This window comes from Sphingopyxis selenitireducens, from assembly GCF_051550705.1.
Lineage (GTDB): Bacteria > Pseudomonadota > Alphaproteobacteria > Sphingomonadales > Sphingomonadaceae > Sphingopyxis.
The window spans coordinates 50,897-77,056 of sequence record NZ_JBPULG010000002.1 but is presented as its reverse complement, the minus strand read 5'-3'; the positions used below and the strand labels follow the sequence as shown (position 1 = coordinate 77,056).

At 63.5% G+C, this 26,160-nt stretch carries 24 protein-coding genes and 1 tRNA gene; 7 read left to right on the top strand and 18 right to left on the bottom strand.

Going from position 1 to position 26,160, the window contains the following annotated elements; translation table 11 throughout:
• The first annotated feature begins 148 nt into the window (after positions 1–148).
• On the top strand, positions 149–1,924 hold the full coding sequence (locus ACSYDV_RS06275; protein WP_438322928.1) for an ABC-F family ATP-binding cassette domain-containing protein: 1,776 nt from the start codon (positions 149–151) through the stop codon (positions 1,922–1,924).
• A gap of 631 nt (positions 1,925–2,555) precedes the next feature.
• Here the strand turns inward: ACSYDV_RS06275 and ACSYDV_RS06270 are convergent.
• A complete protein-coding gene (locus tag ACSYDV_RS06270) occupies positions 2,556–3,038 on the bottom strand; it encodes a DUF6456 domain-containing protein (protein ID WP_438322927.1) in 483 nt (160 codons plus the stop codon).
• An 88-nt stretch (positions 3,039–3,126) separates the two neighbouring features.
• On the opposite strand from ACSYDV_RS06270, the gene ACSYDV_RS06265 reads away from it, so the two are divergent.
• Positions 3,127–3,687 carry a helix-turn-helix domain-containing protein gene (locus ACSYDV_RS06265; protein ID WP_438322926.1) on the top strand — a complete coding sequence of 187 codons (561 nt, stop codon included), beginning with the start codon at positions 3,127–3,129 and terminating at the stop codon, positions 3,685–3,687.
• A gap of 271 nt (positions 3,688–3,958) precedes the next feature.
• Positions 3,959–5,128, top strand: coding sequence for a glycosyltransferase (locus ACSYDV_RS06260; RefSeq protein WP_438322925.1), 1,170 nt, complete (start codon positions 3,959–3,961; stop codon positions 5,126–5,128).
• A gap of 64 nt (positions 5,129–5,192) precedes the next feature.
• Here ACSYDV_RS06260 and secF read toward each other — a convergent pair whose 3' ends face one another.
• Genes secF through yajC form a run of 3 tightly spaced genes read right to left on the bottom strand, consistent with a single transcriptional unit; the run spans position 5,193 to position 8,187 of the window.
• The gene (gene secF, locus ACSYDV_RS06255) at positions 5,193–6,176 is read right to left on the bottom strand and encodes a protein translocase subunit SecF (protein ID WP_438322924.1); all 984 of its coding nucleotides are present in this window, start codon (positions 6,174–6,176) and stop codon (positions 5,193–5,195) included.
• Between the two features lie 15 nt (positions 6,177–6,191).
• Positions 6,192–7,805 carry a protein translocase subunit SecD gene (gene secD, locus ACSYDV_RS06250; RefSeq protein WP_438322923.1) on the bottom strand — a complete coding sequence of 538 codons (1,614 nt, stop codon included), beginning with the start codon at positions 7,803–7,805 and terminating at the stop codon, positions 6,192–6,194.
• Between the two features lie 52 nt (positions 7,806–7,857).
• Positions 7,858–8,187: a preprotein translocase subunit YajC gene (yajC, locus tag ACSYDV_RS06245; protein WP_438322922.1), complete on the bottom strand. Its 330-nt coding sequence runs from the start codon at positions 8,185–8,187 to the stop codon at positions 7,858–7,860.
• Between the two features lie 282 nt (positions 8,188–8,469).
• Here yajC and ACSYDV_RS06240 point away from each other — a divergent pair.
• Positions 8,470–8,546 (top strand) — tRNA-Pro (locus tag ACSYDV_RS06240).
• 92 nt (positions 8,547–8,638) lie between these two features.
• Here the strand turns inward: ACSYDV_RS06240 and ACSYDV_RS06235 are convergent.
• Positions 8,639–9,310: a hypothetical protein gene (locus tag ACSYDV_RS06235; protein WP_438322921.1), complete on the bottom strand. Its 672-nt coding sequence runs from the start codon at positions 9,308–9,310 to the stop codon at positions 8,639–8,641.
• A gap of 148 nt (positions 9,311–9,458) precedes the next feature.
• Between ACSYDV_RS06235 and ACSYDV_RS06230 the strand changes: the two genes are divergently transcribed.
• The gene (locus ACSYDV_RS06230) at positions 9,459–10,232 is read left to right on the top strand and encodes a TSUP family transporter (protein ID WP_438322920.1); all 774 of its coding nucleotides are present in this window, start codon (positions 9,459–9,461) and stop codon (positions 10,230–10,232) included.
• On the opposite strand, the gene ACSYDV_RS06225 is transcribed toward ACSYDV_RS06230, so the two are convergent.
• Positions 10,229–11,206, bottom strand: a complete 978-nt coding sequence (locus ACSYDV_RS06225; protein WP_438322919.1) for an NADPH:quinone oxidoreductase family protein — start codon at positions 11,204–11,206, stop codon at positions 10,229–10,231. The two genes, ACSYDV_RS06230 and ACSYDV_RS06225, sit on opposite strands and share 4 nt — an antisense overlap.
• 71 nt (positions 11,207–11,277) lie before the next feature.
• On the opposite strand from ACSYDV_RS06225, the gene ACSYDV_RS06220 reads away from it, so the two are divergent.
• On the top strand, positions 11,278–11,847 hold the full coding sequence (locus ACSYDV_RS06220; protein ID WP_438322918.1) for a glycoside hydrolase family 108 protein: 570 nt from the start codon (positions 11,278–11,280) through the stop codon (positions 11,845–11,847).
• A 54-nt stretch (positions 11,848–11,901) separates the two neighbouring features.
• A complete protein-coding gene (locus ACSYDV_RS06215) occupies positions 11,902–12,312 on the top strand; it encodes a holin family protein (protein ID WP_438322917.1) in 411 nt (136 codons plus the stop codon).
• 302 nt (positions 12,313–12,614) lie between these two features.
• Here the strand turns inward: ACSYDV_RS06215 and ACSYDV_RS06210 are convergent, their stop codons facing one another.
• The 12 genes from ACSYDV_RS06210 to smpB form a co-directional block, all read right to left on the bottom strand.
• Entirely contained in the window at positions 12,615–13,091 is a 477-nt protein-coding gene (locus ACSYDV_RS06210; protein WP_438322916.1) for an SRPBCC family protein, read from the bottom strand.
• Positions 13,088–15,742 (bottom strand): alanine--tRNA ligase, encoded by a 2,655-nt coding sequence (gene alaS, locus ACSYDV_RS06205; protein ID WP_438322915.1) that lies wholly within the window; start codon positions 15,740–15,742, stop codon positions 13,088–13,090. Before alaS ends, ACSYDV_RS06210 begins: the two co-directional genes overlap by 4 nt.
• Positions 15,743–15,805: 63 nt before the next feature.
• Positions 15,806–16,546, bottom strand: coding sequence for a hypothetical protein (locus ACSYDV_RS06200; protein ID WP_438322914.1), 741 nt, complete (start codon positions 16,544–16,546; stop codon positions 15,806–15,808).
• A gap of 129 nt (positions 16,547–16,675) precedes the next feature.
• Entirely contained in the window at positions 16,676–17,263 is a 588-nt protein-coding gene (locus ACSYDV_RS06195) for a hypothetical protein (protein ID WP_438322913.1), read from the bottom strand.
• Entirely contained in the window at positions 17,253–17,879 is a 627-nt protein-coding gene (locus tag ACSYDV_RS06190; RefSeq protein WP_438322912.1) for a glutathione S-transferase family protein, read from the bottom strand. The genes ACSYDV_RS06195 and ACSYDV_RS06190 overlap by 11 nt, the downstream gene beginning before the upstream one ends.
• A gap of 18 nt (positions 17,880–17,897) precedes the next feature.
• On the bottom strand, positions 17,898–18,713 hold the full coding sequence (gene speB, locus ACSYDV_RS06185) for an agmatinase (RefSeq protein ID WP_438322911.1): 816 nt from the start codon (positions 18,711–18,713) through the stop codon (positions 17,898–17,900).
• 168 nt (positions 18,714–18,881) lie between these two features.
• Positions 18,882–19,958, bottom strand: coding sequence for a recombinase RecA (gene recA, locus ACSYDV_RS06180; RefSeq protein WP_438322910.1), 1,077 nt, complete (start codon positions 19,956–19,958; stop codon positions 18,882–18,884).
• Positions 19,959–20,079: 121 nt separating this feature from the next.
• A complete protein-coding gene (locus ACSYDV_RS06175) occupies positions 20,080–20,433 on the bottom strand; it encodes a response regulator (protein ID WP_438322909.1) in 354 nt (117 codons plus the stop codon).
• On the bottom strand, positions 20,423–22,804 hold the full coding sequence (locus ACSYDV_RS06170) for a hybrid sensor histidine kinase/response regulator (RefSeq protein ID WP_438323646.1): 2,382 nt from the start codon (positions 22,802–22,804) through the stop codon (positions 20,423–20,425). The genes ACSYDV_RS06175 and ACSYDV_RS06170 overlap by 11 nt, the downstream gene beginning before the upstream one ends.
• Positions 22,805–22,896: 92 nt before the next feature.
• Positions 22,897–24,963, bottom strand: coding sequence for a M13 family metallopeptidase (locus ACSYDV_RS06165; protein ID WP_438322908.1), 2,067 nt, complete (start codon positions 24,961–24,963; stop codon positions 22,897–22,899).
• Positions 24,964–25,060: 97 nt separating this feature from the next.
• A complete protein-coding gene (locus tag ACSYDV_RS06160; protein ID WP_438322907.1) occupies positions 25,061–25,675 on the bottom strand; it encodes a DUF2062 domain-containing protein in 615 nt (204 codons plus the stop codon).
• Positions 25,672–26,157: an SsrA-binding protein SmpB gene (smpB, locus tag ACSYDV_RS06155; RefSeq protein ID WP_438322906.1), complete on the bottom strand. Its 486-nt coding sequence runs from the start codon at positions 26,155–26,157 to the stop codon at positions 25,672–25,674. The genes ACSYDV_RS06160 and smpB overlap by 4 nt, the downstream gene beginning before the upstream one ends.
• Positions 26,158–26,160: the final 3 nt, after the last annotated feature.

The following is a 26,160-nucleotide window of genomic DNA, read 5'->3' as shown; positions in this document are numbered from 1 at the left end:
TCGATCAAATCCCGCAGGGACGTCGAAATGGCTTCGGTCTCGGCTCCGTGCGCCCTTGCAGATGGAACCACCATCCGCGGCGGTCGCACGAAGCCGTTACCTTCGCCATTTCGACGCCTCGAACGTGCAAGAAGCAGACCCTGACCCAATGGCAGCACCGATTTTATCATATGAAGGCCTCGGCCTCGTCCAGGGCAGCGGTTGGCTGTTTCAGGATCTCGACATCTATGTCGGCGAACGCGACCGCCTCGCGCTGATCGGGCGCAACGGCGCGGGCAAGACGACCTTGCTCAAACTGCTCGCGGGTCAGATCGATCCCGACAAGGGCAAGCGCGTCATCGTCCCCGGCACCCATGTCGTGATGCTCGAACAGGAACCCGATTTCTCAGGCTTTGCGACGCTGATGGATTTCGCCCTCGCCGCCCCCCATGCGCCCGAGGAATTTGAGGTCGCGACGATCGCCGACCAGCTCGGCATCGATATGACCCGCACCGCCGCCAGCGCCTCGGGCGGCGAACGCCGCCGCGCCGCGCTCGCCCGCGCGCTCGCGCAGAACCCCGACGTGCTGCTGCTCGACGAGCCGACCAACCACCTCGACCTCGCCGCGATCGACTGGCTCGAAAGCTGGCTCGCCCGCTACACCGGCGCCTTCGTCGCGATCAGCCACGACCGCACCTTCCTCACCCGCCTGACCCGCCAGACCCTGTGGCTCGACCGCGGCAGCATCCGCCGCAAGGAAATCGGTTTTGGCGGCTTCGAGGAATGGAGCGACGCCGTCGCAGCCGAAGAGGTCCGCGCCGCACAACGCCTCGATTCGAAATTGCGGCTCGAGGCGCACTGGCTCGAACGCGGCGTCACCGCACGCCGCAAGCGCAATCAGGGACGGCTTGAAAAGCTCAAGGAAATGCGCGCGACCCGCGCCGCGATGATCGGCGGCCCCGGCGTCGCCAAACTCGGCCTCGCCAATGACGATGTCCGGTCGAAATCGGTGATCGTCGCCGAAAATGTCTCGATCAGCTTCGGCGACCGCACGATCATCAAAAATTTCGATTTCCGCGTCCAGCGCGGCGACCGCATCGGCATCGTCGGCGCCAATGGTGCGGGCAAATCGACCCTGCTCAAGCTGCTTACCGGTGAAATTCAGCCCGACAGCGGCAAGATCACCCTCGCCCCGACCCTCGACGGCATCATTATCGACCAGCAGCGCAGTCTGCTCTCGCCCGAGAAAACCGTCCGCGACATCCTCTCCGACGGCGGCGACTGGATCGAGGTGCGCGGGGTCAAAAAACATATTCAGGGCTATTTGAAGGAATTTCTCTTCGACCCCGGCGTCATCGAGGCCAGCGTCGGCGCGCTGTCGGGCGGCGAACGCTCCCGCCTCCTCCTCGCGCGCGAATTCGCCCGCGAATCGAACCTGCTCGTCCTCGACGAACCGACCAACGACCTCGACCTTGAAACGCTCGACCTGCTGCAGGAAGTTATCGCCGACTACGCCGGCACCGTCCTGCTCGTCAGCCACGACCGCGACTTCCTCGACCGCACCGTCACCGTCACCCTCGGCCTCGACGGATCGGGCAAGGTCGATATCGTTGCGGGCGGCTACGCCGATTGGGAAGCCAAGCGCGTCAAGCCCAACACCGCCAAAACCAAGGCATCGGTCGCAGCCCCGCCGCCTCCGCCAACCGCGCGCAAGAAACTCAGCTACAAGGATCAACGCGACTATGATCTGCTGCCCGGCCGGATCGAGGCGATCGAGGCCGAAATGACGGACATCGAAAAACAACTGTCCGACGGCACACTCTTCGCCCGCGACCACGCGAAATTCACCGCATTGACGGGGAAGCTCGACACGCTGCGCGACGAAAAAGCGGCCGCCGAAGACCGCTGGCTGGAACTGGCGGAAGAGGTCGAAGGGCTTCAGTAAACGAGAGCCGTACCTTCCCCGCCTCAGTCCAGCCTTTTTGGCCCCGGATCAAACCCGGACAACGATTGTGGGGATGGCAGGTAACGACCGATTGCAGACATAAGCGGATTGTGCGTATCAACTGAATATGGACACAAAATACCTCCTGATACTGGCCTTCCTTATGCCCATTCTCTTCTTGGTCAGCGCGGTGCGCAGGAAGCTGCGCCGGACCGAGCCTACTCAACGATTCAGTATCGGGCTCGCCTCGCTTGTAGGATCAATTCTCGTTTTTCTTAGCACTTTGAAGTTTTTACCTCACCCGGCGGAAGAAGGCTGGATTCACGAAATCGTGCTCACGGCGCTCTCATCGGCTGTCGCTGGGGGCGTGATACTCTCAGTAGCGCTCATCGCGAGTGCGGGAAGGGAGTGGTTTAAGAGAGGGAATTCGCGTCAGAGCCACGGCAGCTAGCCACCCCATTTCCGCCGCCTTGATCATCGTCACCCCGGACTTGATCCGGGGCCCCGCTTGAAACCAAGCGCTGGTCGATGCCTCAAAAAGCGGGATACCGGGTCGAGCCCGGGATGACGAAGGGAGGGAGCGACAGCTTCCCATCCCAAAGCCAACACGCCCCTTCACACGCGCGCGCCCTCACCCCGTCCCGTAAAACCGCGCCAGCCGGTCCAACGCCAACCCCAGCACCAGCTTCCCCGATCGCGCGGGCCAGCCCAGCCCCTTCTCGGCGCACCCAATCCCCTCGCCAGCACAGATTACGCGCCAGCAAATATCCGCCAACCCCGGCCCCGCCGCCTCGATCGCGCCATGAAAGCGCCGGTGCGCGTCAATCCGCGCCAGCGATGCATCCGACGCCCGCGCCCCACCGCGACTCTTGCCCGGTGGCGCGGCATCCCAGCGCATCGTCACCCGCGCCGCCAGCCCTGCCCGCTCATAATCGGCGCGCAGATGCTCGCCCGCGCGCAGTTGCGCCTCGGTCAGGTGTCCGCGCGCCGCAAGCCAGGCAATCGGGCTTTCGGCGACATTGACCGTCACATGGCGCATCACCCGTGGCCCCGCTTTGGCGGGATCGATGCGGTCGTCGGGGTGGAGGCGGGTGGCGAGTTGGCGCGCGGTCATGGCAATCTCCTGAGAGCGAAGACCAGCCTTGACATAAGGATATTTTGTAGGAAAGAAGAAACCGATTTGGTTATTTGAAGGTGCCGCCATGATCAACAGCATCCGCTCCGTCCGCCGCGCCAAGGGGCTGACCTTGGAAGAAGTCGGGCAACGCTGCGATCCGCCGACGACCGCGCAGACGATCGGCCGCCTCGAAACCGGCACCCGCAATCTGTCGCTCGGCTGGATGAACCGCATCGCCGCCGCGCTCGGGGTCGATGCCGCCGAACTCGTCCAGCTCCCGCAGGACACTCAGCTGACGATCACCGCGCACCTCGGCACCGACGGCGCGATCGCACCGACCCGCGTCGAACAGGCGCTGACCGCGCGCCCCAGCGAGGATATGATCGCGGTGCGCGTCACCTCGTCGATCGGCGATTATCGCGCCGGCGACGAAATCTGGTGCCGCCGTATCGAGGGCGACTGGGCCAGCGCGCTCAACCGCGACCTGCTCGTCCCGCGCCCCGCCGGCCGCTTCTTCTTCGCACGCCTGCTCAACGTCGACGGCGAGAAACTGCACCTGCTCCCCCTCGGTTCAGGCCAGCGCCAACAGGTCGTCAGCAATCCGCCATGGGCGGCGGTCGCGGTGCGCTTGATCCGCAGCCTTTAGAAATCGGGGCGATGTCGATTGCAAACCCGGAAGGACTGTCCGCTCTGGCGTGGACCTCCTCTCCCCACCTTCGTCACCCCGGACTTGATCCGGGGTCCAGGCGACGGGCATTGCCATGGACCCCGGATCAAGTCCGGGGTGACGAAAAGGGCAAGTTCCGTAACCGGCGTAAATCCCTCTTTCGCTTGCTGGATTTGCCATCAAAACAATCGCCTTCGTGCGACGGCCGCCAAATGATTCGTCATTGCAACGCACCGGCGGATGCATCGGCATGACCGCCCCCCTGCGCGTCCTCTCGATCGCCACCCTCTTCCCCGACGCCGCACGCCCGAATTTCGGGCTGTTCGTCGAGAAGAGCCTGCGGGCGCTCGCCCAGCAGCGTGGGATCGACCTTACACTTGTCGCCCCCGTCGGGCTGCCGCCCTTCCCGCTGTCGCTCCACCCGCGCTACCGCGCCCTACGCGCGCTGCCACGCGAAGAAAAATGGAACGGCCTCACCGTCCATCGCCCGCCTTTCACGCTGATCCCGCGCTTCGGTGCGCGCTTCAATCCCGGCGCAATCGCACGCGCGGTGCTCCCGATCGCGCGCAGCGACGATTTCGATGTTATCGACGCGCAATTCTTCTACCCCGACGGCCCCGCCGCGATGCGCGTCGCTCACGCCCTTGGCCTGCCCTTTTCGATCAAGGCGCGCGGCGCCGACATCAGCCATTTCGGCCATGATCCCGCGACCGCGCCGCAGCTTCTCGCCGCCGCCGATCGCGCCGCGGGCCTGCTCGCCGTGTCGGATGCCATGCGCCGCGACATGGCCGCGATCGGCATCGACGCCGGAAAAACCGCCGTCCATTACACCGGCATCGACAGCGCCCGCTTTGCGCCCGGCGATCGCGCCGCCGCACGCGCCGCGCTGGGCATGGTAAAAGAACCCGCGATCCTCACCGTCGGCGCGCTGATCGCGCGCAAGGGACAGGCGCTCGTGATCGCGGCGCTCCCTGCTTTGCCCGGCGTCCATTACTGGCTGGCGGGCGCCGGAGAAGAGGAGGCCCGCTACCGCGCCCTCGCCGCCCGGCTGGGCGTCGCCGCGCGCGTCCATTTCATGGGGCCCGTGGCCAACGCCGACCTGCCGCAGCTTTATCGCGCCGTCGACGCGGTCGTCATGCCCTCGGTCAGCGAAGGCCTCGCCAATGCGTGGGTCGAGGCGCTCGCCTGCGGCACGCCGATCGTGATCAGCGACGCGGGCGGCGCCGCCGAGCTGGTGACGACACCCGTCGCCGGCCGCATCGTCGCCCGCACCCCGGACGCCATTGCCGACGCCGTGCGCGCTATTCTCGCCGCACCGCCGCCACCGCCCGATGTCGCGGCCAGCCTCGCGGGCCGCTTCGACTGGGACCGCAACGGCCGCGAACTCGCCGATCATCTCCGCCGCTGCGCCGGGCTCTAGATACGGCAACGCCGGCCCACTCTCAGAGCGGGCCGGCGCCGGTTTTCATTCCAGATGGAAAGGGTCAGACGACCGCGCCGTCGTCGCTCTTGCTGGCCACCCGCTCGGCCCCTTCGCCCGCCGCGCTCGTGCGCGGAACAAAGCTGCCGGGTCCGACCTTCAGCCATACGAGGACCGGCGTCGACATCAGCACCGAAGAATAGCCGCCGATGAACACACCGAACAGCATCGCTGCGGTAAAGCCGAAAATCACATCCGGCCCAAAGAGCAGCAACACGCCGAGCGCCAGCACCATGGCCACGGTGGTCATCACCGTGCGCGACAGCGTTTCGTTGATGCTGAGGTTGAGCAGCGGGATGATCTCCATCTTGCGGTATTTTTTCAGATTCTCGCGAATACGGTCATAAACGACGATCGTATCGTTCAGTGAATAGCCGACGATCGTCAGCAGCGCCGCGACACTATTGAGGTCGAACTGGATCTGCGTCACCGCGAAAAGTCCGAAGGTCAGCGACACTTCGTGGAACAGGCGTCCCAGCGCGCCGACACCGAACTGCCATTCGAAGCGAATCCAGATGTAGATGGAAATACCCAGAATCGCGAGGCCCAGACTGATAGCACCCGTCCGGATCAGCTCTTCCGACACCTTACCCGACACGGTTTCAACCGCGCCGGTCTTGGCGGTGGGAAAGGCTTTCGCGATCCCGGCCACCAGCTGTTGACCGGCGCGTTCCGCCGCCGCCTTGTCGCCTTCGGGCAGCGCGGTGCGGATCGATACCGCCTTGTCCGACCCGAACTGCTGGATGGTCGCTTCGCCCAGGCCGATATCGCCGACCTTCTCGCGAATCTCGTCGATCGGCGGCATTTCCTGCGTAAATTCGACGCGAACCGACTGGCCGCCGACAAAGTCGACGCCAAAGTTCAGGCCCTTCACCGCAACGAGCGCGATCGACACGGCGACGAGGAAAAAGCTCATGAACGAGGCGAACTTTCGCCAGCGCAGGAAATCGATGTTGGTGTCGTCGGGAACGAGTTTCAGCAAGCGCATCGTTTCGCTCCTTTCTTAAATATTGATCGACGTCGGACGCGACGTCCGCAGCCAATGGGCGACGAACATGCGCGTGACGGTGACGGCGGTGAAGACGCTGGTAACGATGCCGATGGTCAGCACCACCGCAAAGCCCTTGATCGGGCCCGAACCGAACCAGAACATCAGCGATGCCGCGATCACATTGGTCACGTTGGCGTCGAAAATCGCGCGGCTGGCTTCGGAATAGCCAAGCTCGACGGCCTGGAACACTTTTCGCCCGCGTTTCAGCTCTTCGCGTATTCGTTCGTTGATCAGCACGTTGGCGTCGACCGCGGCGCCGACCGTCAGCACGAAACCGGCGATGCCGGGCAAGGTCAGCGTGGCATTGATCGCGGCCATCACCGCAATGATCAGGAAGACGTTAAAGACCAGCGCGATACAGGCGTAAACGCCGAACCGGCCGTAAACGACGACCATCAGTACCAGCACCGCAACCGTTGCGATGATGCCGGCAATCGCGCCCTTGCGGATCGAATCGGCGCCCAGTTCCGGCGTCACGGTGCGTTCTTCGACGACCGTCATCTTCACCGGCAAAGCGCCCGAGCGCAGCGAAATCGCAAGTGCGTTGGCGCTGGCCACGCTGAAGCTTCCCGAAATCTGCGCGCTGCCGCCCAGAATCGGTTCGTTGATCGACGGTGCCGACAGCACCTTGCCGTCGAGAACCATCGCGAAACGCTTGCCGACGCTCTGCGCCGTAACCTTGGCAAAGGTGCTCGACCCGGCCGAATCGAAACGGATCGAGACGACCGGCTGGTTGTTCTGCGGGTCATAGCTTTGCTGCGCGTTGATCAGCTGTTCGCCGCTGATCATCACCTGACGGCGCAGCACCTCGAATGGCGCGCCATTGCCCTCGCCTTCGCCATAGGGGACGATTTCACTGCCCACCGGCACGCGGCCGGCCATGGCTTCGTTCGGATCGGCATTTTCGTCGACCATGCGGAATTCAAGCCGCGCGGTCTTGCCGATCAGTTCCTTGAGCGCGGTCGGATCCTGCAAGCCGGGAACCTGAACGACGACGCGATCATTGCCTTCGCGGATGATCGTCGGTTCGCGCGTGCCCAGCGCGTTGACGCGGCGGTCGATGATGTCGCGCGCGGTGTCCATGGCATGCGCCACGGCCTGCGTCCGCCCGGCGCTGGTCGGCGTCATCACGATGCGCGTCGTATCGACGATGTTGATATTCCAGTCGCGCTGACCCGTCAGCCCCGCGCCCTGCGTTTCCTTGAACAACCGGTCGCGCGCATCGTCGAGCTGCGTCTGGTCGCGAACGAGGAAGCTGATCTTGCCACCCGTGGTCGACAGTTCGCCGATCGCGATATCGTCATCGGCGCCCCGCTCGCCGCGCATCGCAGTACGCACGGCCTTTTCCATATTGGTCAGCTGCGTCTTTTGAAGATCGGCGAGATCGGCTTCGAGCAGCAAGTGGCTGCCGCCGGCCAGATCGAGACCCAGATTGACCTTGATCTGCGCGATGGACGGCAGTTTCTCGAACGTCTTTTCGGGCAGGAAACTGGGGATCGAGAATAGGATACCAAGCAGCAGGATGATGCTGATACCGATGGTTTTCCAGCGCGGGAAATCGAGCATATGGGAAATTCCGGTTGGCCAGGGCCGACCCGCGGGTGCGGGCCGCGCCGTGTCAGTCGTTGGCGGGCTTGCCGCCGGGCTGGAGAACGTCGGCCAAGGTCGATTTCACAACCTTGATCTTCACGCCCTGTGCGATTTCGACATCGACGAAATCATCGTCGACGCGCGTGATCTTGCCGACGATGCCGCCGCCGGTGACGACCTGATCGCGCGGCTTCACCGCCGCGACCTTGTTGCGATGCTCCTTCGCGCGCATCTGCTGCGGGCGGATGAGGAAGAACCAGAACACGACGAAGATCAGCAGATAGGGAACCAGCATCAAGAAGCCGGCGGCCCCGCCCCCGGATCCGGCCGCCTGGGTCAGAAGCAATTGGGTCGACATGGATGAAAGACTTTCTGTTAGAAAACGCGACCCATCCCCCCGGGGAATAGCCACGCAAAATGATGCCGCGGCGCCTATCACGCAGGGAATTTCGACGCAACCAATCGCTGCGCGCCCTCCCCTTGGCAAGTGCGCCCGAAATGGGGAGAGTGGCCGCCAGATCAAGGCCGTCCAAACCGTCGGCATGACAGTTTCCACCGCAATCGGCATTTTGTCCGTCCATCGCCGCTTGCATCGTCCGCCAAGCCGCGCTAGGGGCCTCGCCTGCCCAACAGGGCCGGTCGGGACGTAGCGCAGCCTGGTAGCGCATCACACTGGGGGTGTGGGGGTCGGAGGTTCGAATCCTCTCGTCCCGACCAACTAATTTCTAACAAAACAGCAAAGCGGGTGGCCAGAGCGGCCCGCTTTGCCGCAAGCGCGATTCGCGCGAGGTCTGCACTAGATTTGCATTTCATGAGCCGCCAGACGACGGCCATTGGGCGAAGTCAAATGTAACAGTGATCTTCGGCGGTGAAGCGAGCTCTACGACCATGGGTGCAATGTATGCGTGGACCCGATGATCCTCAGGACTGTCCATCTGAATCAACCAAAGATCCTTCGTACCCACAAAACGCACAAAGTGATGTTCTAGCAACGCCTCTATTCGAGCGACCCATTCGGAAATGCTACGCTCAAAGTTGAGAACACGATCTGCCTCCTTGAAAGGGTTCCAAGTATGGATCCCATCACTTGTTTTGTCGTAGAGGAATTCAAGCTCATCGCGAGTAAGAAACCCTTCGTTCAATGGCTCGAAATGGTGAGCAACCCCAACGTACGGGCTAACCCCACGCTTTACCGGCATAGGAAAGAAGTCGGCGTGTATTTTTTCGAGCCGCTTAACCAACCGCTTCGCGCTCCACACCGTATTCAAATCATTGTGCGCCGACTCATAGGTTTCTTTGTGCGCGACTAGAGATCCGAATGCGATTTGCTCGACAACACGGCGAAGCAAAAGGCAAACGACCTCCCCATCCAGCCCATCACTTCCTAACGGAGAAAGTCCCCCAGTAATGGATTTCAAGAGAGCGAGGCGCGCCTTGACGTCTTCCATGCACGAGCAATAGATTTCGACGGCTTCACTCATCGCACTTTAGTATCTCAACCAGATAGCTCGCGAAAGAGAGGATGGACGAGAAGCATTCTCGGGAGATCAAGACAACTTTTCACATGTGCGGCCACCCCGCCCCGCCCCCACTGGCCAATCCCCCCGCACCCATCTACACGCCGCCACCATGGAACTCGCCGTCGAAACCATCGCCTTCCTCGCTGCCGTCGCCTTTCTGGCGGGCGGCATCGATGCGATGGCAGGCGGCGGCGGGCTCCTCACCATCCCCGCACTGATGGCCTCCGGCATCCCGCCGGTCGCGGCGCTCGCGACGAACAAGCTGCAAGCTGCGGTCGGAACCTCGTCGGCCTTTTTCACCTTCTGGCGTAGCGGCCATGTCGACCTTCGGCGCTTCGCCCTGCCCGCCATCGGCGCGTTCGTCGGATCGGCACTCGGCGCCATTACGGTGCAATTTGTCCGTTCGGACTTTCTGGCGGCGCTCGTCCCGATCCTGCTGATCGCCATGGGCGCTTATTTCCTGCTCGCGCCGCCGATGAGCGAGGTCGATCGCCACGCGCGTTTCGGCCCCGTCGGCCTGACCCTCATCATCTCGGCCATCGGCTTTTACGACGGCTTTTTCGGACCCGGCACCGGCTCCTTCCTGACGCTGACCCTCGTCGCGCTCGGCGGTCTCGGCCTCGTCCGCGCGATCGGCAATACCAAGCTGCTCAATCTTGCGACCAATATCGCCGCGCTGCTCGCCATGATCGCCGGGGGCCATGTGCTGTGGATTCTCGGCCTGACGATGGCCGCCGCCAATGTCGCGGGCAATCAGATCGGCGCCCGGCTGGCGATCCGTTTCGGCGGCCGCGGCGTCCGCCCGCTGCTCGTCATCATGTCGCTCGCGCTCACCGCCAAGCTGCTCGCCGACCCCGCAAACCCCATCTGGGACCTCTTCTAGGGCCGCAGCACGACTTTTCCCACGACTTCGCGCCGTTCGATCATCGCAAACGCCTCGCGCCAGTCGGACAGGTCCAGCGCGGCATGGACATGCGGGCGAATCCGCCCTTCCGCCGCCAGCGCGTCGATCGCCGCGACATGCTCCGCGCCGCGTTCGGGAAAGCGGCGGCCATATTCGCCCGCGCGCACCCCGACGACCGAGAAGCCCTTGATCAGCGGCATATTCACCGACACCTCGGGGATGCGGCCGGAGGTAAAGCCGACTACCAGCAGACGCCCGCCAAAGGCGATGCAGCGCGTCGATTCGTCGAACACATCGCCCCCGACCGGGTCGAACACCACATCGGCCCCCGCCCCGCCGGTCAACGCCTTCACCTGCTCGCGAAACCCCGGATCGGCGGCGATCAACGCATCGGGCGCATAAAGACCCGCGATCGCGTCGCGCTTCGCCTCGCTGCTCGCCGCCGCAATCACCCGCGCGCCCAGCGCCTTCGCCAGATCGACCGTCGCCAGCCCGACCCCGCCGGCCGCGCCATGCACCAGCACCCACTCGCCCGCCTCGACCCGTGCACAGCGGACCAGCGCGACCCAGGCGGTCAGATAGGCAACCGGATAGGCGGCCGCCTCCTCCCAGTTCAGCCGCTCGGGCTTGCGGCGCAGCGCACTCGCGGGCGCAACGCAATATTCCGCCATCGCCCCGAACCGGTTGCCGCCAACCACCGCATCGCCGACCTGCCAGCCGTCAACGCCCGCCCCAACCGCATCGACCTCGCCCGCAAATTCCAGCCCCGAAACAAACGGCAGGTCGGGCTTCAATTGATAGGCGCCGCGCGTCATCAACAGGTCGGGAAAATTCACCGATGCCGCGCGCACCCGCACCCGCACCTCGCCCGGGCCGGGCGCCGGAACCGGCAGGTCGGCCACTGCAGCCCCGCGATGGTCGGGCAGTAATTCGCTGACCTGCAAAGCGCGCATGGAAAAAACCCTTTCCTACAATATTCCAATATGGTTCGTTTATCTTGTTCAACAAACCAAAGGAACGACTCATGCCACGACCCCATCCCTCGGTTACCGAAGCTGAAGCGTTGATTGACGCCGTCATCGACCGCGAAGGCCGATATGTAAACCACCCCGCCGACCGTGGCGGCCCGACCTGTTGGGGCATTACCGAAGCCGTCGCGCGCGCGCAGGGCTATGACGGCGACATGCGCGACCTGCCGCGCGCCGAAGCGGCGGCCATTTATCGCCGTATCTATTGGCTGCGTCCCGGTTTCGACAAGGTCGCGCTGCGGGCGCGGAAAATCGCCGCCGAACTCTTCGACACCGGCGTCAACATGGGCACCGGCACCGCGGCGGGCTTTCTCCAGCGTGCGCTCAACGCCCTCAACCGCGCCGCCCGCGACTATCCCGACATTGCGGTCGACCGCCATATCGGCCCGCGCACCCTGTCGGCGCTCGACGCCTTTCTGCGCACGCGCGGCCATGCCGGTGAAACCGTCCTCCTCCGCGCGATGGAGGCGCTGCAGGGCGAACGCTACATCGCGCTCGCCGAACGCCGCCCCAGTCAGGAAGCCTTTCTCTACGGCTGGCTCGCCAACCGCATCGGGGCCGGATGAAGGGGGGACGTGCACGATACTTACTATACTTCCAACCCGGCAGGAGATGTTGAAATGAGCATTATCGAAGGACTGATCGGCCCCATTGCCAAGCTGATCGACAAGATCATCCCCGACCCCGAAGCCCGCGATCGCGCCAAGCTCGAACTCTTGAAGATGGAGGGCAGTCAGGAGATGGAGGCGATCCGCACCCGGATGACCGCGATCGTCGCTGAAGCGAACAGCGCCGACCCGTGGACCAGCCGCGCCCGGCCCAGCTTCCTCTATGTCATCTATGCGCTGCTGCTGTGGGCGATCCCCATGGGCCTGATCGCCGCCGCGCGGCCCGACATGGCAAAGGGGATTGCAGAGGGCATGAACGCCTATCTCGCCGGCATCCCCGAACCGCTCTACGCGCTCTTCGGCACAGGCTATCTCGGCTACACCGCCGCGCGGGCGTGGGGAAAATCGAGGGGCGAGGGCTAAGGCCGCACCCGCATCCCATTTTTCGCGCCCCTGCGAAGGCAGGGGCCCATCTCCGGCGGGCTCCAGGTTGAACCGGCAGAAGATGGGTCCCCGCGTTCGCGGGGACACGATCTTTCCATGTTCACGCGGAGACGCGGAGGCGCGGAGAAGAAAATATTCGCGCAGAGATCGCGGAGTACGCAGAGAAAAAGAAAGGGCGGCAAAGCCGCCAATCTCTTACTCCTCCGCGTCTCCGCGTCTCCGCGTGAACAAAATCCCTGCGATCTCTGCGATCTCTGCGCGAACCCAATCCAGAACCGGCCTCAGTTCTCCACCACAGTGGCCAAATTCGCCAGCGACGAATTCAGCCCCTCCAGATGATCCTTCGCCGAAATCCCCGGCGGCACATGGTGCGCGTCGATCGTGACCAGCGTGCCGCCGCTCTGCCGCGACAGATACCAGTGCATCGCCATCGTTCCCGAAAAGCGCGGGTCGTCGGACTCGAATTCGACCTGCCACACAATCAGTCGGCCGTCGTCGAGGGTCGGAATATAGACTTCCACGACGTCGCTATCATCGTCGCTCTTGGTCTCGACATCGGCATCGTCGAAGGTCAGCCGCATCAGGAAACCGCCGCCCGCGGACAGGTCGACATGCTCGAACGTCCCGGTCGCCCCCTCGGGCGGCAACCAGCGCGCCAGCTTGTCGGCGCTGGTAAAGGCCGCGAACACATCGACCAGCGGCGCGTCGATCAGCCGTTCGGCATGGTCGGTGCGCCGCGTCTTTTTGGTCGGTTTCAAGCCAGCGCGGCTTTGACCGCGGCAACCGCCGCATCGGCCGCGCCGCCGTCGGGGCCGCCGCCCTGCGCCATGTCGGGACGGCCGCCGCCGCCCTGCCCGCCCAGCGCCGCAACCGCCAATTTGACCAGATCGACCGCGCTATGCTTCGCCACGACATCTTCGGTCACGCCGACCGCAACCGACGCGCGGCCGTCATTGACCGCGACCAGCATTGCCACGCCGCTCGCAACCTGCTTCTTCAGCCCGTCGACGGTGCCGCGCAATTCCTTGGGATCGAGCCCGTCTACGACCTGCGCGATGAACGCAGTATCGCCGATCTGCTCGACCGCCGGCCCGGAGGCACCGCCACCGCCGCTGCTGCCGCCGCCCAGCGCTAGCGCCTTCTTCGCATCGGCGAGTTCGCGTTCGGCCTTCTTCAGCGCGTCGGCCATCGCCGCAACGCGTGCCGGCACGTCGTCGGGCGAGGTCTTGAGCGCCGCCGCCGCCGACTTCAGCGCCTCGTCGCGGCTGTTCAGCCACAGGCGCGCCGCCTCGCCGGTCAGCGCCTCGATACGCCGCACGCCCGAAGACACCGCACTCTCACCGACGATCTTCAGCAGCGCAATGTCGCCCAAAGCGCGGACATGCGTGCCGCCGCACAGTTCGACCGAATAATGATGATCGTCGCCATGCCCCATGCTCAGCACGCGCACTTCGTCGCCATATTTCTCGCCGAACAGCGCCAGTGCGCCCGCCGCGACGGCATCGTCGGGGGTCATCAACCGCGTCGTCACCGCATCATTGCCGCGGATCTGGGCATTCACCTCTGTCTCGACGTCAGCTATTTCCTCGGGCGTCAGCGCCTTGGGATGCGAGAAGTCGAAACGGAAGCGATCCTCGGCAACCAGGCTGCCCTTCTGCGTCACATGGCCGCCCAGCCGGTTGCGCAGCGCCGCGTGCAGCAGGTGCGTCGCGCTATGGTTGGCGCGAATGCGGTCGCGCCGCGCGGCATCAACAGTCAGGCGCACCGTATCGCCAACCTTCAGCGTCCCCGCCTCCAGCTTCGTCTGGTGCGTGTGCAGCCGCCCGAGCGGCTTGCCGGTGTCGCTGACCGACGCCTTGGCGCCCTCCAGCGTCGTGATCGTCCCCGCGTCGCCCATCTGGCCGCCGCTCTCGCCATAGAAAGGCGTCTGGTTGGTCAGCACCATCAGTTCGTCGCCCGCCTTGGCTTCGGCCACCGATGCGCCGTCCTTGACCAGCGCGATCACCGTGGCTTCGCCGTCAGTCGAGGTATAGCCGGTGAATTCGGTGCTGCCGTGGGTTTCGGCGATGTCGTACCAGATTTCGTCCGACGCCTTTTCGCCGCTGCCCTTCCACGCCGCCCGCGCCGCGGCTTTCTGCTGCGCCATCGCCGCATCGAAACCGGCGCGATCGACCGCGATGTCCTGCGTGCGCAGCGCATCTTCGGTCAGATCATAGGGGAAACCAAAGGTGTCATAGAGTTTAAACGCGACATCGCCGGGCAACGTCGCGCCTGCGCCCATGCCGACCGTCGCTTCGTCAAGCAGGCGCAGGCCCTTATCGAGCGTCTGACGGAATTTGGTTTCTTCGCGCTCCAGCGTCTCGGCGATCAGCGGCTGCGCGCGGATCAACTCGGGATAGGCGGCGCCCATCTCGGCGGTCAGCGACGGCAGCAAGCGGTACATCAACGGGTCCTTGGCGCCCAGCAGATGCGCATGACGCATCGCGCGGCGCATGATCCGGCGCAGCACATATCCGCGGCCCTCGTTCGACGGCAGCACGCCGTCGGCGATCAGGAAGCTCGATGCACGAAGATGGTCGGCGATCACCCGGTGGCTCGCCTGGGTCGCGCCCTCGGCGGGAACCCCGGTCTGATCGACCGACGCGGCGATCAGTGCCTTGAATGTGTCGGTGTCATAATTGTCGTGAACGCCCTGCATGACGGCGGCGATACGCTCCAGCCCCATGCCGGTGTCGATGCTCGGCCGCGGCAGGTCGACGCGGTCGCCCGGACCGCGCTGATCATATTGCATGAACACCAGGTTCCAGATTTCGACGAAGCGGTCGCCGTCCTCTTCGGGCGATCCCGGCGGACCGCCCCAGATATGATCGCCATGGTCATAAAAGATTTCGCTGCACGGTCCGCACGGTCCGGTGTCACCCATCGACCAGAAATTGTCGTTGGTCGCGATACGGATGATGCGCTCGTCGGGCAGGCCGGCGATCTTCTTCCACAGGTCGAACGCTTCATCGTCGGTGTGATAGACTGTGACGGTCAGCCGTTCGGGCGCCAGCCCCCAGGTCTTGGTTATCAGCGTCCAGGCATGGTGGATCGCCTGTTCCTTGAAATAATCGCCGAAGGAGAAATTCCCCAGCATTTCAAAGAAAGTATGGTGACGCGCGGTAAAGCCGACATTGTCGAGGTCGTTATGCTTGCCGCCGGCGCGCACACATTTCTGCGACGAAACGGCAGTGCTGTACGGCCGCGTTTCCAGCCCCGTGAAGACATTCTTGAACGGCACCATGCCCGCGTTGACGAACATCAGCGTCGGGTCATTGTGCGGCACCAGGGGTGCCGAAGGTTCGATATGATGGCCTGCCCCGGCGAAATAGTCGAGGAACGAGCGGCGGATGTCGTTGGTCGATGTCATGGGCGCGATCTAGTCCGGTATGCTGCGTTTCTCAAGCTTGATGCGTATGCCGCTCCCCATCGCCTAGCGCCGGCAAAGGCGATCGAGTTCCTCGTCGCTCATGCCTTCCTCGTCGATCAGCCTTTGCGAGATGTAACGCACGTCATATTGCGAAACCTGATATTTGCCGTCGCTAACGCGATAGAGGAGCACGCCGCCGCATGTTCCGGCAATCCCCGGATGCGAACTGAGGACGGCGAAAAAGGCATAGGCGCCCGGATAGGCTGCGTCTGCGGGGTTGACCAGCCAGCTGTCCAGCCGCGGAGTCAAGCTCCCCGTGCCCGTCTGGTGCACCTTTGCTTCGGTGCTGAAGCGGTTCATTTCTTCGGTTGTCGTTTCGAGCAGCGGGTCCGTCATCGCGGCCATTGCGCGCCCGTTGCCGGCATTGAGATTGTTGAGGAAGCGCGTCACATATTGTGTCGCGGCCGCGATTTCGGTCGCACTTGCCTTCCAGTCGGCCGGTACCGGCTTGTAAGGGTCGGTCGCGGGATCGAAGCAGAAAAAACTCTGACGAAAGTTCTTGATGACCATGACGCCGCGTTCGACATCAATCTGGTTGTCGAAATAATAGCGTCCGAACCTGACGCTCAGCCGCCCGCACCGTGCAGCGGCCATCGCCTTTACCCGCGCGACCACGGGATCATATTGATTCTCGTCGATAAACGGCGTTGTCGCGGCATAGCCGCGGCCCGGCACCGCCTCGATCTTGATTTCAGGAGGTGCCGATGCCGCTGCCAGCAAGGCAGCCACGAATATCGTCGCCATAGTCTGTTTCCCACCCCGTTACGCGGCGCCCCCCGGCACCGCGTTTCGCGCCGTGATTCGGTCACGGCGCCCCTGCTCGTGACCGTGCGCAGGTCGGTGACAACACACAAGCCGAAATTTCGATCGGGATTAAAAGGCCGTGGCGATTCCCTTGCCCAGATAACAGGGCAGCTGGCGCAGCACATCGGCCTTTGGGACGCCCTCTTCCATCATCTCGGCGGGCACTTCGGATATGTCGGTCCGAACCACCGAAAAAGCCGCGCCGGGCGCTGTCCGGTGGACGACGACATAGCCGCAATCCATCGTCTTGTTCTTGCGATCGCCGCGAAAATCAAAGGCGGCATACAGCCCCGGCGGCTGTTCCGCCGGGTCGCGATACCAACTCAGCCGCAGCACGCGGATCGTGCCATCCGCCCACAGGACCGGGCGCTTGCGAAGGTTCATTTCCCACTCGAGCCGCGGCGACGCCGCCTGCAGCGACAGGCGCAGCATCGCATAGGCGGCGTCATAGTCGCGGCGGGCAAGCGCCATCGTATAGGCCGCGAAACGGTCCATCGCGTCGCGCTCGTCGCCCGCTTCCAGCTGCAAATCCTTGCCGTCGGCGTCAGCCGTCACTCGCTCGACATCGGTGCCCAACAGCGGCGATTGCGCCGCCGCGCCGGTGCCGATGAACAGGGCGGCCGCCGCAAATATTCCCCAACGCCGGTCAATAGCCATAATAGGCGCCGCCCTTTTCACGCGCGCGCTGCCACGCAGGCCGCCCGTGGCACATGTTCACAAATTCGGCGAGTTTGGGATAGCGCGGCGCCATGCCCTGCATGATCGCAATCTCGGCCGGGAAGCTCAGCATGATGTCCGCCGCCGACAGGCTGTCGCCGATGAAATGGCCCGTGTCGCCGACGCGGCTCTCCATGAAGCTGAAATGCGCATCGAGTTGCTGCGTGATCCGCGGTTCGATCGGCGCAGCCGCTTCGCCGAGGCGGGCGGTATAGATGCGCAGCAGGATAGGCGTCATCGCGGAGCCTTCGGCAAAATGCATCCATTCGAGGTGGCTGACATGATCGTCGGTGCCGCGCTCGGGAACAAGATGGCCGCCACCGTGCCGCTCGCACAGATATTCGGTGATCGCCCCCGACTCGATGATCACCCTGCCATCATCCTCGATCAGCGGCGATTTGCCGAGCGGGTGAACCGACAGCAACTCGGGCGGCGCAAGATTGGTCGTCGCGTCGCGGTCGTAAAATTTGATTTCGTAAGGCGTGCCAAGTTCCTCGAGCAGCCACAATATGCGCTGCGAACGGCTGTTGTTGAGATGATGGACGATCAGGCTCATGGCTCTCTCCTTGTCATATCAGGGACGATAGGGTCCGTTGCGGTCGATCAGCGCCGCGAGTTCGCGGACCAGCTTTGCACCGAGGATCGCGGTGACGCCGCCGATGTCGCGGCCGGGATGATGTTCGACGATATCGGCGCCGACGATGGGTGCCGTTTGCCGCGCCAGCACGGCCAGCAGTTCGCGCACCGTCAGCCCGCCAGGCTCGGGATGCGCCACACCGGGCGCCGCCGACGGATCGAGCCCGTCGAGGTCGATCGAAATATAGAGCGGGCCATCGAGTACCGGCACTTTGTCGGGCTCGAAACCCGCCATCGGCAAGATTTCGACCCCGAAGCGCGCCGCCTGATCGCGGCAATGGTTCGTCAGCGTGCGAATGCCCACCTGTACCAGCCGCGCTGCATGCCCGTTTTCGCATATGCGCGCGAAGGGCGAGGCATGGCTGCGCGGATTGCCGTTGAAATCATCGTACAGGTCCGGGTGCGCATCGAAGTGCAATATGTTAACGGGGCCGAAACAGGCCGCCGCTGCGGCAACGAGCGGAAAGGTCACCGCATGATCGCCGCCAAGCGCAAGCGGCACCTCGCCATTTTCGTGCAGCATCACGACATGGCGGTGGATCGCCGCATCGTCGCGCACCACATTTTCACTGAGCGGCAGGTCCCCATCGTCGATAAAGGCAATGTCGCTGCCGATCTCGCCGCCCATTTCGCTCGCAAGGTTACCGCGATCACTCCACAACGCCGCCCGGATCGCGGCGGGGCCGCCCGCTGCTCCACGCTCGAAACTGCTGTTGATGTCGGTGGGCAGGCCGAAGAGGCGGATCGCGGGCATGCACCGCTTGTACCTGCTGGAAGGCCTCAGACAAGGATCAAGCGGTATTCGGGAAAATCAACGGCGGGCGGGCCAACCTGCGGTGAGGGGCAAGCGCAGGTCCAAGGAGCTCGGGCCCGCCGCCGTTCGCCAGCCGATCCGCAAGGAGACGGACCGGCCGGATGGCTATCAATCGTCGGTGTCGGCCTCGTCACTGCCGATCATCATTTCTTCGGCGACCTCGTCGGTTTTGCCGCGGATCGCGGTTTCGAGCCGCTCCATCAACTCGGGGTTGCCTTTGAGGAAGGTCTTGGAATTTTCGCGGCCCTGGCCGATGCGGATCGAATCATAGCTGAACCAGGCACCCGACTTCTCAACGATGCCCGCCTTGACCCCCAGATCGAGAATTTCGCCGATCTTGGAAATGCCCTGCCCGTACATGATGTCGAATTCAACCTGCTTGAACGGCGGCGCGACCTTGTTCTTCACCACTTTCACGCGCGTGGTGTTGCCGACGATTTCGTCACCATTTTTGATCTGGCCGGTGCGGCGGATGTCAAGGCGAACCGAGGCATAGAATTTCAGCGCATTGCCGCCCGTCGTCGTTTCGGGGTTGCCGTACATCACGCCGATTTTCATGCGCAGCTGGTTGATGAAGATCACCATGCAGCGCGAGCGGCTGATCGAGCCGGTGAGCTTGCGCAGCGATTGCGACATCAGGCGCGCCTGAAGGCCGACGTGGCTGTCGCCCATCTCGCCTTCGATTTCGGCGCGCGGCACAAGCGCGGCGACCGAATCGACGACGAGCACATCGATCGCGTTCGAGCGCACCAGCGTATCGACGATCTCGAGCGCCTGTTCGCCGGTGTCGGGCTGCGATACGATCAGTTCGTCAATATTGACCCCGAGCTTCTTGGCATAGACCGGGTCGAGCGCATGTTCGGCATCGACGAAAGCGACGGTGCCGCCGGTCTTCTGCGCCTCGGCGAGCGTGTGCAGCGCCAGCGTGGTCTTGCCCGAGCTTTCCGGACCGTAAATTTCGATGACGCGGCCGCGCGGCAAACCGCCGACGCCAAGCGCGATGTCGAGCCCGAGCGAGCCGGTCGAGATCGCCTCGACCTGCATCGTCTCCTTCGAGCCCAGCTTCATTACCGAGCCCTTGCCGAACGCGCGATCGATTTGCGCGAGCGCGGCGTCGAGCGCCTTCTGCCTATCCGTGCTGTTCACTGATTTCCCCGATTCGACGAGTGATAATTGTCCGGCCATAACCGTCCCTTTCCTGCTCTAGAGCGAAGGCAGTAGCATCGCAACGCCGGACCTTTGTACGGCATTTGTTCCAAGAGAACAAGAGTAGAACATAAACGGCGGAATTAAAGAATAAGTCGCTCTATTTGCTAAAAAATTCATCCAGAGCGCGCTCGATATCATTGATCCGGAATGGCTTGTTCACCAACCGCCGATGAACATGCGCGGGGGGTATGACGTCCCCTCCGCCCGAGGTGAAGGCAAAAGGAATGTCGCGCTCCGCCAGCGCGTCGGCGACCGGCCACCCCTTTTCATCACCCAGATTGATGTCGACCAGCGCCCCGGCGATCGGCTCGGCCGCGATGATCGCCAGCGCCTCTTCGTTGCTGGTCGCCTGCGCAGGTTCGGGCAGATCGAGCGCGTCGAACATATCGACAAGCATCATGCCGATCAGCACATCGTCCTCGACGAGCAAAATACGGCGACTATCCATCATGCGATGTCCGGCGTGCGGCTTCATCGAGTGCAACCGAGGTCGCTTCGGTAAGCTGTGCGACAGAGAAGGGCTTGGGCAGGAAGGCAACATCGTCAATGTCGATCGATTGCCGCAACTGCTCCTCGGCGTAGCCCGACATAAAGAGCACGGGCAGATCGGAACGCTTGGCGCGCAGCGCACGCACCATCGCCGGTCCGTCCATTGTCGGCATCACGACGTCGGTGATGATCAAATCGACCTTCTCCATTTGTGCAAAGCGTTCGAGCCCTTCTTCACCCTGTGATGCGGTGATGACGGTGTAGCCGGCACGCGTCAGCGCGCGCTCGGCAACCGCCCGCACCATGTCCTCATCCTCGACCAGCAATATGGTTCCGGTTCCCCACTGGCTCTTCTTGGGTTTGACCGGCGGCACGGGCACCGCGGGCGCATCGCCATCGGCACGGTGGACAGGCAGATAGATGGTGAAGCTGGTCCCCTGCCCCGGTTTGCTGTCGGCAAAGATGAAGCCTGCCGACTGCTTGATGATCCCGTAAACGGTCGACAGTCCCAGCCCCGTCCCCTTGCCGATGTCCTTGGTTGTGAAAAAAGGCTCGAAAATCTTGGGCAGGACGTCGGCCGGAATACCGGTGCCGGTGTCGCTGACCTTCAAGGCGCTATAATCAGCGGGCGGCATGATATCATTGCCTAGCAGCCGGGCTTCGGCCGCCGATACCGGATAGGTGTCGATGGTCAGCGTGCCGCCGCCCAGCATCGCGTCGCGCGCATTGACCGCCAGATTGACGATCACCTGTTCGAGCTGGCCGGGATCGGCGCGCACCGCCCCCAAGCCGCGGCCATGATGCACCGACAGCTGGATCGTGTCGCTGATCAACCGCTTCAACAGATGCGACACCTCCGAAATCACGTCGGGCAGTTGCAGGATTTGCGGGCGCAGCGTCTGTTGGCGCGAAAAGGCAAGCAACTGCCGCGTCAGGCTGGCGGCACGATTGGCGTTGCTGCGGATCTGCTGAATATCGTCATAGTCGCTGTCGCCGGGCGTATGCCGCATCAGCATCAGGTCGCAGCTGCCGAGAACCGCGGTCAATATATTGTTGAAGTCGTGCGCGACGCCGCCCGCCAGCTGCCCCACCGCCTGCATCTTCGACGCCTGCGCGACTTGGCGCTTGAGCCGCGATTCCTCGCTCGAATCCTTGAGGCTCAGCAGCACCGCCGCCTCGCCCAGCCCGCGCACCCCGACGACGCGGATCGACACGGGCTCGTCGCTTTGCCCCGCAAGCCGGATCGACAGATCGCCGCCGACCTGCTGCCCGCTGCTGTGCCGACGGATCATATCGGAGAGCGCGCCCTTGTCCTCGCCAACGACAATATCGCCGGGATAGCGCGGCGTCTTGCCTTCGGCGACCCCGGCGGCACGAATGAAGGCGCGGTTCATATAGAGAAAGCGGCCATCGCGATCGACCATCGCGAGACCAAAGGGAAGCAGCGACAGCAAAGTCTCGACATAGGCCTGCGCCGTGCCGCGATCGGCCGGCCCCATTTCTTCGTCGAGCATCGCCAGCAACATCGGACCGTTGCTGTCTGCGGGAGCCAGCGGAATCTGCAGCATCCGCACCGGGGTCGCGCGATCGCCCTCGCGCGCGAAATAGAGGGAACCCGAATCGTCGAGCCGCAGCATCGCGGCGACGTCGCGCCCGGTATATTGGGCCGTGCCGCCCTCACCCAGAGCGCGGAGCAGAAAGGCCTGATTGGCGACGCGTAGCCGCCCCTCGGCATTGACCAGCGCGGTCATCACCCCCGCCTGCCCCAGCGTCCGGCCCGCCGGGCCGTCGAGATGGCGGACGATTTCCGACGCGAGGTCGAGCCGTTCGAGCGCGGAGAAGCGCCAAACCAGATAATCTTCGGCCTGTCCGGTGCGCACTACCTGCGCACGCATCCGCAGGGCGCCGATCGCGATCTCGTCGACTATGCCTTCGCCGTCGCGCCACGCGGTGCGTCCGGCATGTTTTAGCAGGTCGGGCCCGCGCCCCTCCAGCGGCAAGCCCGGCGGGGTCACGAAACCGCCCATCCAGGTCGCGAACAGATCATTGGCACAAACGAGGCGGCCGGCGCGGTCGGTCACTGCGATCGCGATATCGTCGTGATTGACCGCGGCGCGCAACATCGTCCAGTCGGGCAGCGCGGCCTCGCCGGTCACAGCGGCGGGAAACAACCGGCGCGCCAGCAAGACGCCGCCAACCGCGACGGCGATCCCCGCGAGGAACCCCGCCGCGAGAATCATATCGTCGGTGGCCCAGAACAGCAGCGCCACCGACAGCAAGGCGAGCCCGCCGAGCGCCGCTGCGTCGGTACGCGAAAGGCGCGGCGGCGCCAGCAGCGGCGCGGCAGAGCCTGCCCCCCTGCTGAAATCAGTATCAGCGGAAGGCAGGCTTTGCGCGGTCAATGACAGTCTTTCTTATTGGCGCATCACCAGATGCGAACACGATCCTTCGGCGCCAGATAAAGCTTCTGACCTTCCTTCACCTGATAGGCCTTATACCATGCGTCAAGGTTGCGCGAGACCCAAGCCCGCTGGATCGAGGGCGAATGCGGATCGGTCGTGATACGCTGCGACAGATTCTGTTCGCGATAGTTGCGGCGCCAAACCTGCGCCCAGCCCAAGAAGAAACGCTGGTCGCCGGTCAGACCGTCGATCACCGGCGCCGGCTTGCCGCCCAGCGATTTTTTATAGGCGTCATAGGCGATGGTCAGGCCGGCCAGATCGCCGATATTCTCGCCCAGCGTGAAGGTGCCGTCCAGATGCTCGCCGGGCAGGATTTCATAGGCGTCATATTGCGCGATCAGTGCCTTGCCGGCGGCTTCGAACGCCGCGACGTCGGCGGGGGTCCACCAGTCGGCGAGCCGGCCATTTTCATCATATTTCGCGCCCTGATCGTCGAAATGATGGCTGATCTCATGGCCGATCACCGCGCCGATACCGCCATAGTTGATCGCAGCGTCGGCATGGGGATCAAAGAAGGGCGGCTGCAGGATCGCAGCCGGGAACACAATCTCGTTCATTCCGAAATTGGCGTAAGCATTGACCTCCATCGGGGTCATTCCCCATTCCCAGCGACGGATCGGGCCACCGAGGCGGCTGATATTATCGTCGTGGGCGAACTGGTTCGAACGCAGCGCGTTGCCGAACAGATCGTCGGCCCGGATTTCCAGCTTGCTATAATCCTGCCAGCGGTCGGGATAGCCGATCTTGGTGGTGAAATTGGCGAGTTTCTTCTTCGCCTTCACCTTGGTCTGCGGCTGCATCCAGCTGAGGTTGCCGATACGGGTGTCGAGCGCCGCAAGAACATTCTTGACCAGCACATCCATCGCCGCCTTGGTTTCAGGCGGGAAATATTTCGCGACATAGTCCTTGCCGACCGCTTCGCCCATATTGTCCTTCGTGAAGTCGACCGCGCGCTTCCAGCGTTCCTGCATCTGCGGCGTGCCCGACAGCGCGGTGCTGTAAAAGGAGAAACTCTCCTGCGCGACCGCGTCGGGCAGGACGTCGGCGAAGCTGTCGAGGCTGCGCACGAGCAGCAGGTCGCGAACCACGCCGATCGGCGCGTCGGCCACCAGCTTGGCTTCGCCCGTAAAGGCGCTCGGCTGCGCGACCAGCAATGCATCTTCCTTGACCCCGATACCGCGGATGAAGGTCGCCCAGTCGAAGCCGGGCGCTGCCTTGGTCAGTTCGGCGATAGTCAGCTTATTATAGACTTTGGTCGCGTCGCTGCTGTCATTCTTGTCCCAATGGACGGCCGCAATCTGCTTTTCGAAATCATAGATTGCCTTGGCCCGCGCTGCGGCGTCCTTTTCACCCGCCAACGTCAGCACATTTTCCACATGCTTGAGATAGGCCGCCTGCAGCTTGGTGTTGCGCTCATTGTCCTTCAGATAGAAATCGCGATCGGGCATCCCCAAGCCGCCCTGATACATCGAATAGATATAGACGTCGGGGTTCTTGTCGTCCTGGCCGACATAGCTGCCGAAGAAATGCTGGATGCCGTTGCGATCGGCTTCGGCGAGCAGCGCGGGAAGTCCCGCCTTGTCGACGGCGCGCACTTTGTTCAGCCACGGCTGGATCGGCGCCAGCCCTTTCGCCTCGACCGTCGCCCCGTCAAGATAGGCGGCATAGGCACGGCCGATCATGCTATTGGCGTCGCCCTTGGCGGCCTCCAATATGCCGCGGGTGCGTTCCTGCGACAGATCGCCAAGCGCGGTGAACATGCCATAGTTCGACTTGTCTGCCGGAATCGCGGTGTTCTTCGCCCAGGTGCCGTTGGCAAAGGCATAGAAATCGTCGCCCGGCTGGACCGTCTTGTCCATGCCCGTGGCGTCGAAACCGAACGTGCCAAGTGCAGGCTTCGCGGCGGCCTCGGCGACAGGCGCAGCCGCCTTGTCCTTGGCGGCGACACTGGTCGCGGGAGCGATCCCCAGCAGCAACGCGCCCAGCGCAGCGGTCACCATCAAATGTGAAGTATGAGTCAAACGGATCATGATATTCCCCGGATTTTCAAGACAAACGAAATTTGCCGCGCGAACGGCACGGCAAGACTTTGCGATGGGAACAGCTATAACCGCGCGACCCCGCGGTTCAACCGGCGGGCGTGTCGCTCGTCGATGCCTCAAGTCGTTTGTCGCGCGACCGACGCAATTTCCGCCGCCAACGCAGGCGAATCCAATTGTCCCAGAACAAGGTCGCAAGGAGGTAGCCGACGATCGCCGAAACAAGCGAGATGACGAAAAGCCCGGCGATCAGCGCCGGCGCGGCATCGGACACGACCCAGCGGGTCCATTCGCCAACCGACGCACCCTTTTCGAGCATGATCGAGAAGGTCGCGACATTAGCGTGAAGCCCGAACATGCTGTCGCCGAGCCACACCGATGCGGCGATGATGAACGGCGTCGTCGCGGGGTTCGACAGGAAAGTCATTGCCGCGCCGATCGGGATGTTCGCGCGGAATGGTAGCGCCAGCAAGGCGACGCCCAAAATCTGCACACCGGGAAGCAAGAAAAAGATACCGATGAACAGCCCCAATGCCGTGCCGCGCGGCACCGACGTCCGGGTGAAGCGCCACAAATGGCTGTGCGCGACGCGATGCGCGAAAGGCCGAACGAATCGGCTCGCGAGAAGCTCTTCGCGCGTCGGCGAGTTGCGGCGAATCCAGTTCATCACCGCCGCCTTGTCGCGAGGCTTGCCGCCGCTCATCCGCGATCCTTCATCAAGCGCTGCTTGTCGCGCTTCCAGTCGCGTTCTTTGATTGATTCGCGCTTGTCGTGCGCCTTCTTGCCCTTGGCGATCGCCAGTTCGACCTTGGCGCGGCCGCGGCTGTTGAAATAGACCGACAGCGGGACCAGCGTCATGCCCTGCCGCGCCACCGCCGCATGCATCTTGTTGATTTCGCGCCCGCTGAGCAACAATTTGCGCGGACGCTTGGGCTCATGATTGTGCCGGTTGCCGTGGCTGAATTCGGGGATATTGCTGTTGACCAGCCACACCTCATGCCCCTTCACCTCGGCGTAGCTTTCGGCGATCGTCCCCTCCCCGAAACGCAGCGCCTTCACCTCGGTGCCCTGCAGCGCGATCCCCGCCTCGAACACCTGTTCGATGGCAAAGTCGAAGCGCGCGCGCCGGTTTTCGGCGACGACCTTCTTTTTATCGAATTCGGGTGCGGACTGCGGACGGGCCATGAC

Bases quoted from the DNA above. Each gene is read 5' to 3' on its own strand.
- yajC (WP_438322922.1), bottom strand. From the start codon at position 8,187: ATGTCGACCCAATTGCTTCTGACCCAGGCGGCCGGATCCGGGGGCGGG.
- ACSYDV_RS06260 (WP_438322925.1), top strand. From the start codon at position 3,959: ATGACCGCCCCCCTGCGCGTCCTCTCGATCGCCACCCTCTTCCCCGAC.
- ACSYDV_RS06195 (WP_438322913.1), bottom strand. From the start codon at position 17,263: ATGGCTATTGACCGGCGTTGGGGAATATTTGCGGCGGCCGCCCTGTTC.
- ACSYDV_RS06165 (WP_438322908.1), bottom strand. From the start codon at position 24,963: ATGATCCGTTTGACTCATACTTCACATTTGATGGTGACCGCTGCGCTG.
- ACSYDV_RS06175 (WP_438322909.1), bottom strand. From the start codon at position 20,433: ATGATGGATAGTCGCCGTATTTTGCTCGTCGAGGACGATGTGCTGATC.
- ACSYDV_RS06190 (WP_438322912.1), bottom strand. From the start codon at position 17,879: ATGAGCCTGATCGTCCATCATCTCAACAACAGCCGTTCGCAGCGCATA.
- ACSYDV_RS06225 (WP_438322919.1), bottom strand. From the start codon at position 11,206: ATGCGCGCTTTGCAGGTCAGCGAATTACTGCCCGACCATCGCGGGGCT.
- ACSYDV_RS06220 (WP_438322918.1), top strand. From the start codon at position 11,278: ATGCCACGACCCCATCCCTCGGTTACCGAAGCTGAAGCGTTGATTGAC.
- ACSYDV_RS06215 (WP_438322917.1), top strand. From the start codon at position 11,902: ATGAGCATTATCGAAGGACTGATCGGCCCCATTGCCAAGCTGATCGAC.
- ACSYDV_RS06265 (WP_438322926.1), top strand. From the start codon at position 3,127: ATGATCAACAGCATCCGCTCCGTCCGCCGCGCCAAGGGGCTGACCTTG.
- smpB (WP_438322906.1), bottom strand. From the start codon at position 26,157: ATGGCCCGTCCGCAGTCCGCACCCGAATTCGATAAAAAGAAGGTCGTC.
- secF (WP_438322924.1), bottom strand. From the start codon at position 6,176: ATGCGCTTGCTGAAACTCGTTCCCGACGACACCAACATCGATTTCCTG.
- ACSYDV_RS06230 (WP_438322920.1), top strand. From the start codon at position 9,459: ATGGAACTCGCCGTCGAAACCATCGCCTTCCTCGCTGCCGTCGCCTTT.
- alaS (WP_438322915.1), bottom strand. From the start codon at position 15,742: ATGACATCGACCAACGACATCCGCCGCTCGTTCCTCGACTATTTCGCC.
- recA (WP_438322910.1), bottom strand. From the start codon at position 19,958: ATGGCCGGACAATTATCACTCGTCGAATCGGGGAAATCAGTGAACAGC.
- ACSYDV_RS06200 (WP_438322914.1), bottom strand. From the start codon at position 16,546: ATGGCGACGATATTCGTGGCTGCCTTGCTGGCAGCGGCATCGGCACCT.
- speB (WP_438322911.1), bottom strand. From the start codon at position 18,713: ATGCCCGCGATCCGCCTCTTCGGCCTGCCCACCGACATCAACAGCAGT.
- ACSYDV_RS06235 (WP_438322921.1), bottom strand. From the start codon at position 9,310: ATGAGTGAAGCCGTCGAAATCTATTGCTCGTGCATGGAAGACGTCAAG.
- ACSYDV_RS06160 (WP_438322907.1), bottom strand. From the start codon at position 25,675: ATGAGCGGCGGCAAGCCTCGCGACAAGGCGGCGGTGATGAACTGGATT.
- ACSYDV_RS06275 (WP_438322928.1), top strand. From the start codon at position 149: ATGGCAGCACCGATTTTATCATATGAAGGCCTCGGCCTCGTCCAGGGC.
- secD (WP_438322923.1), bottom strand. From the start codon at position 7,805: ATGCTCGATTTCCCGCGCTGGAAAACCATCGGTATCAGCATCATCCTG.
- ACSYDV_RS06270 (WP_438322927.1), bottom strand. From the start codon at position 3,038: ATGACCGCGCGCCAACTCGCCACCCGCCTCCACCCCGACGACCGCATC.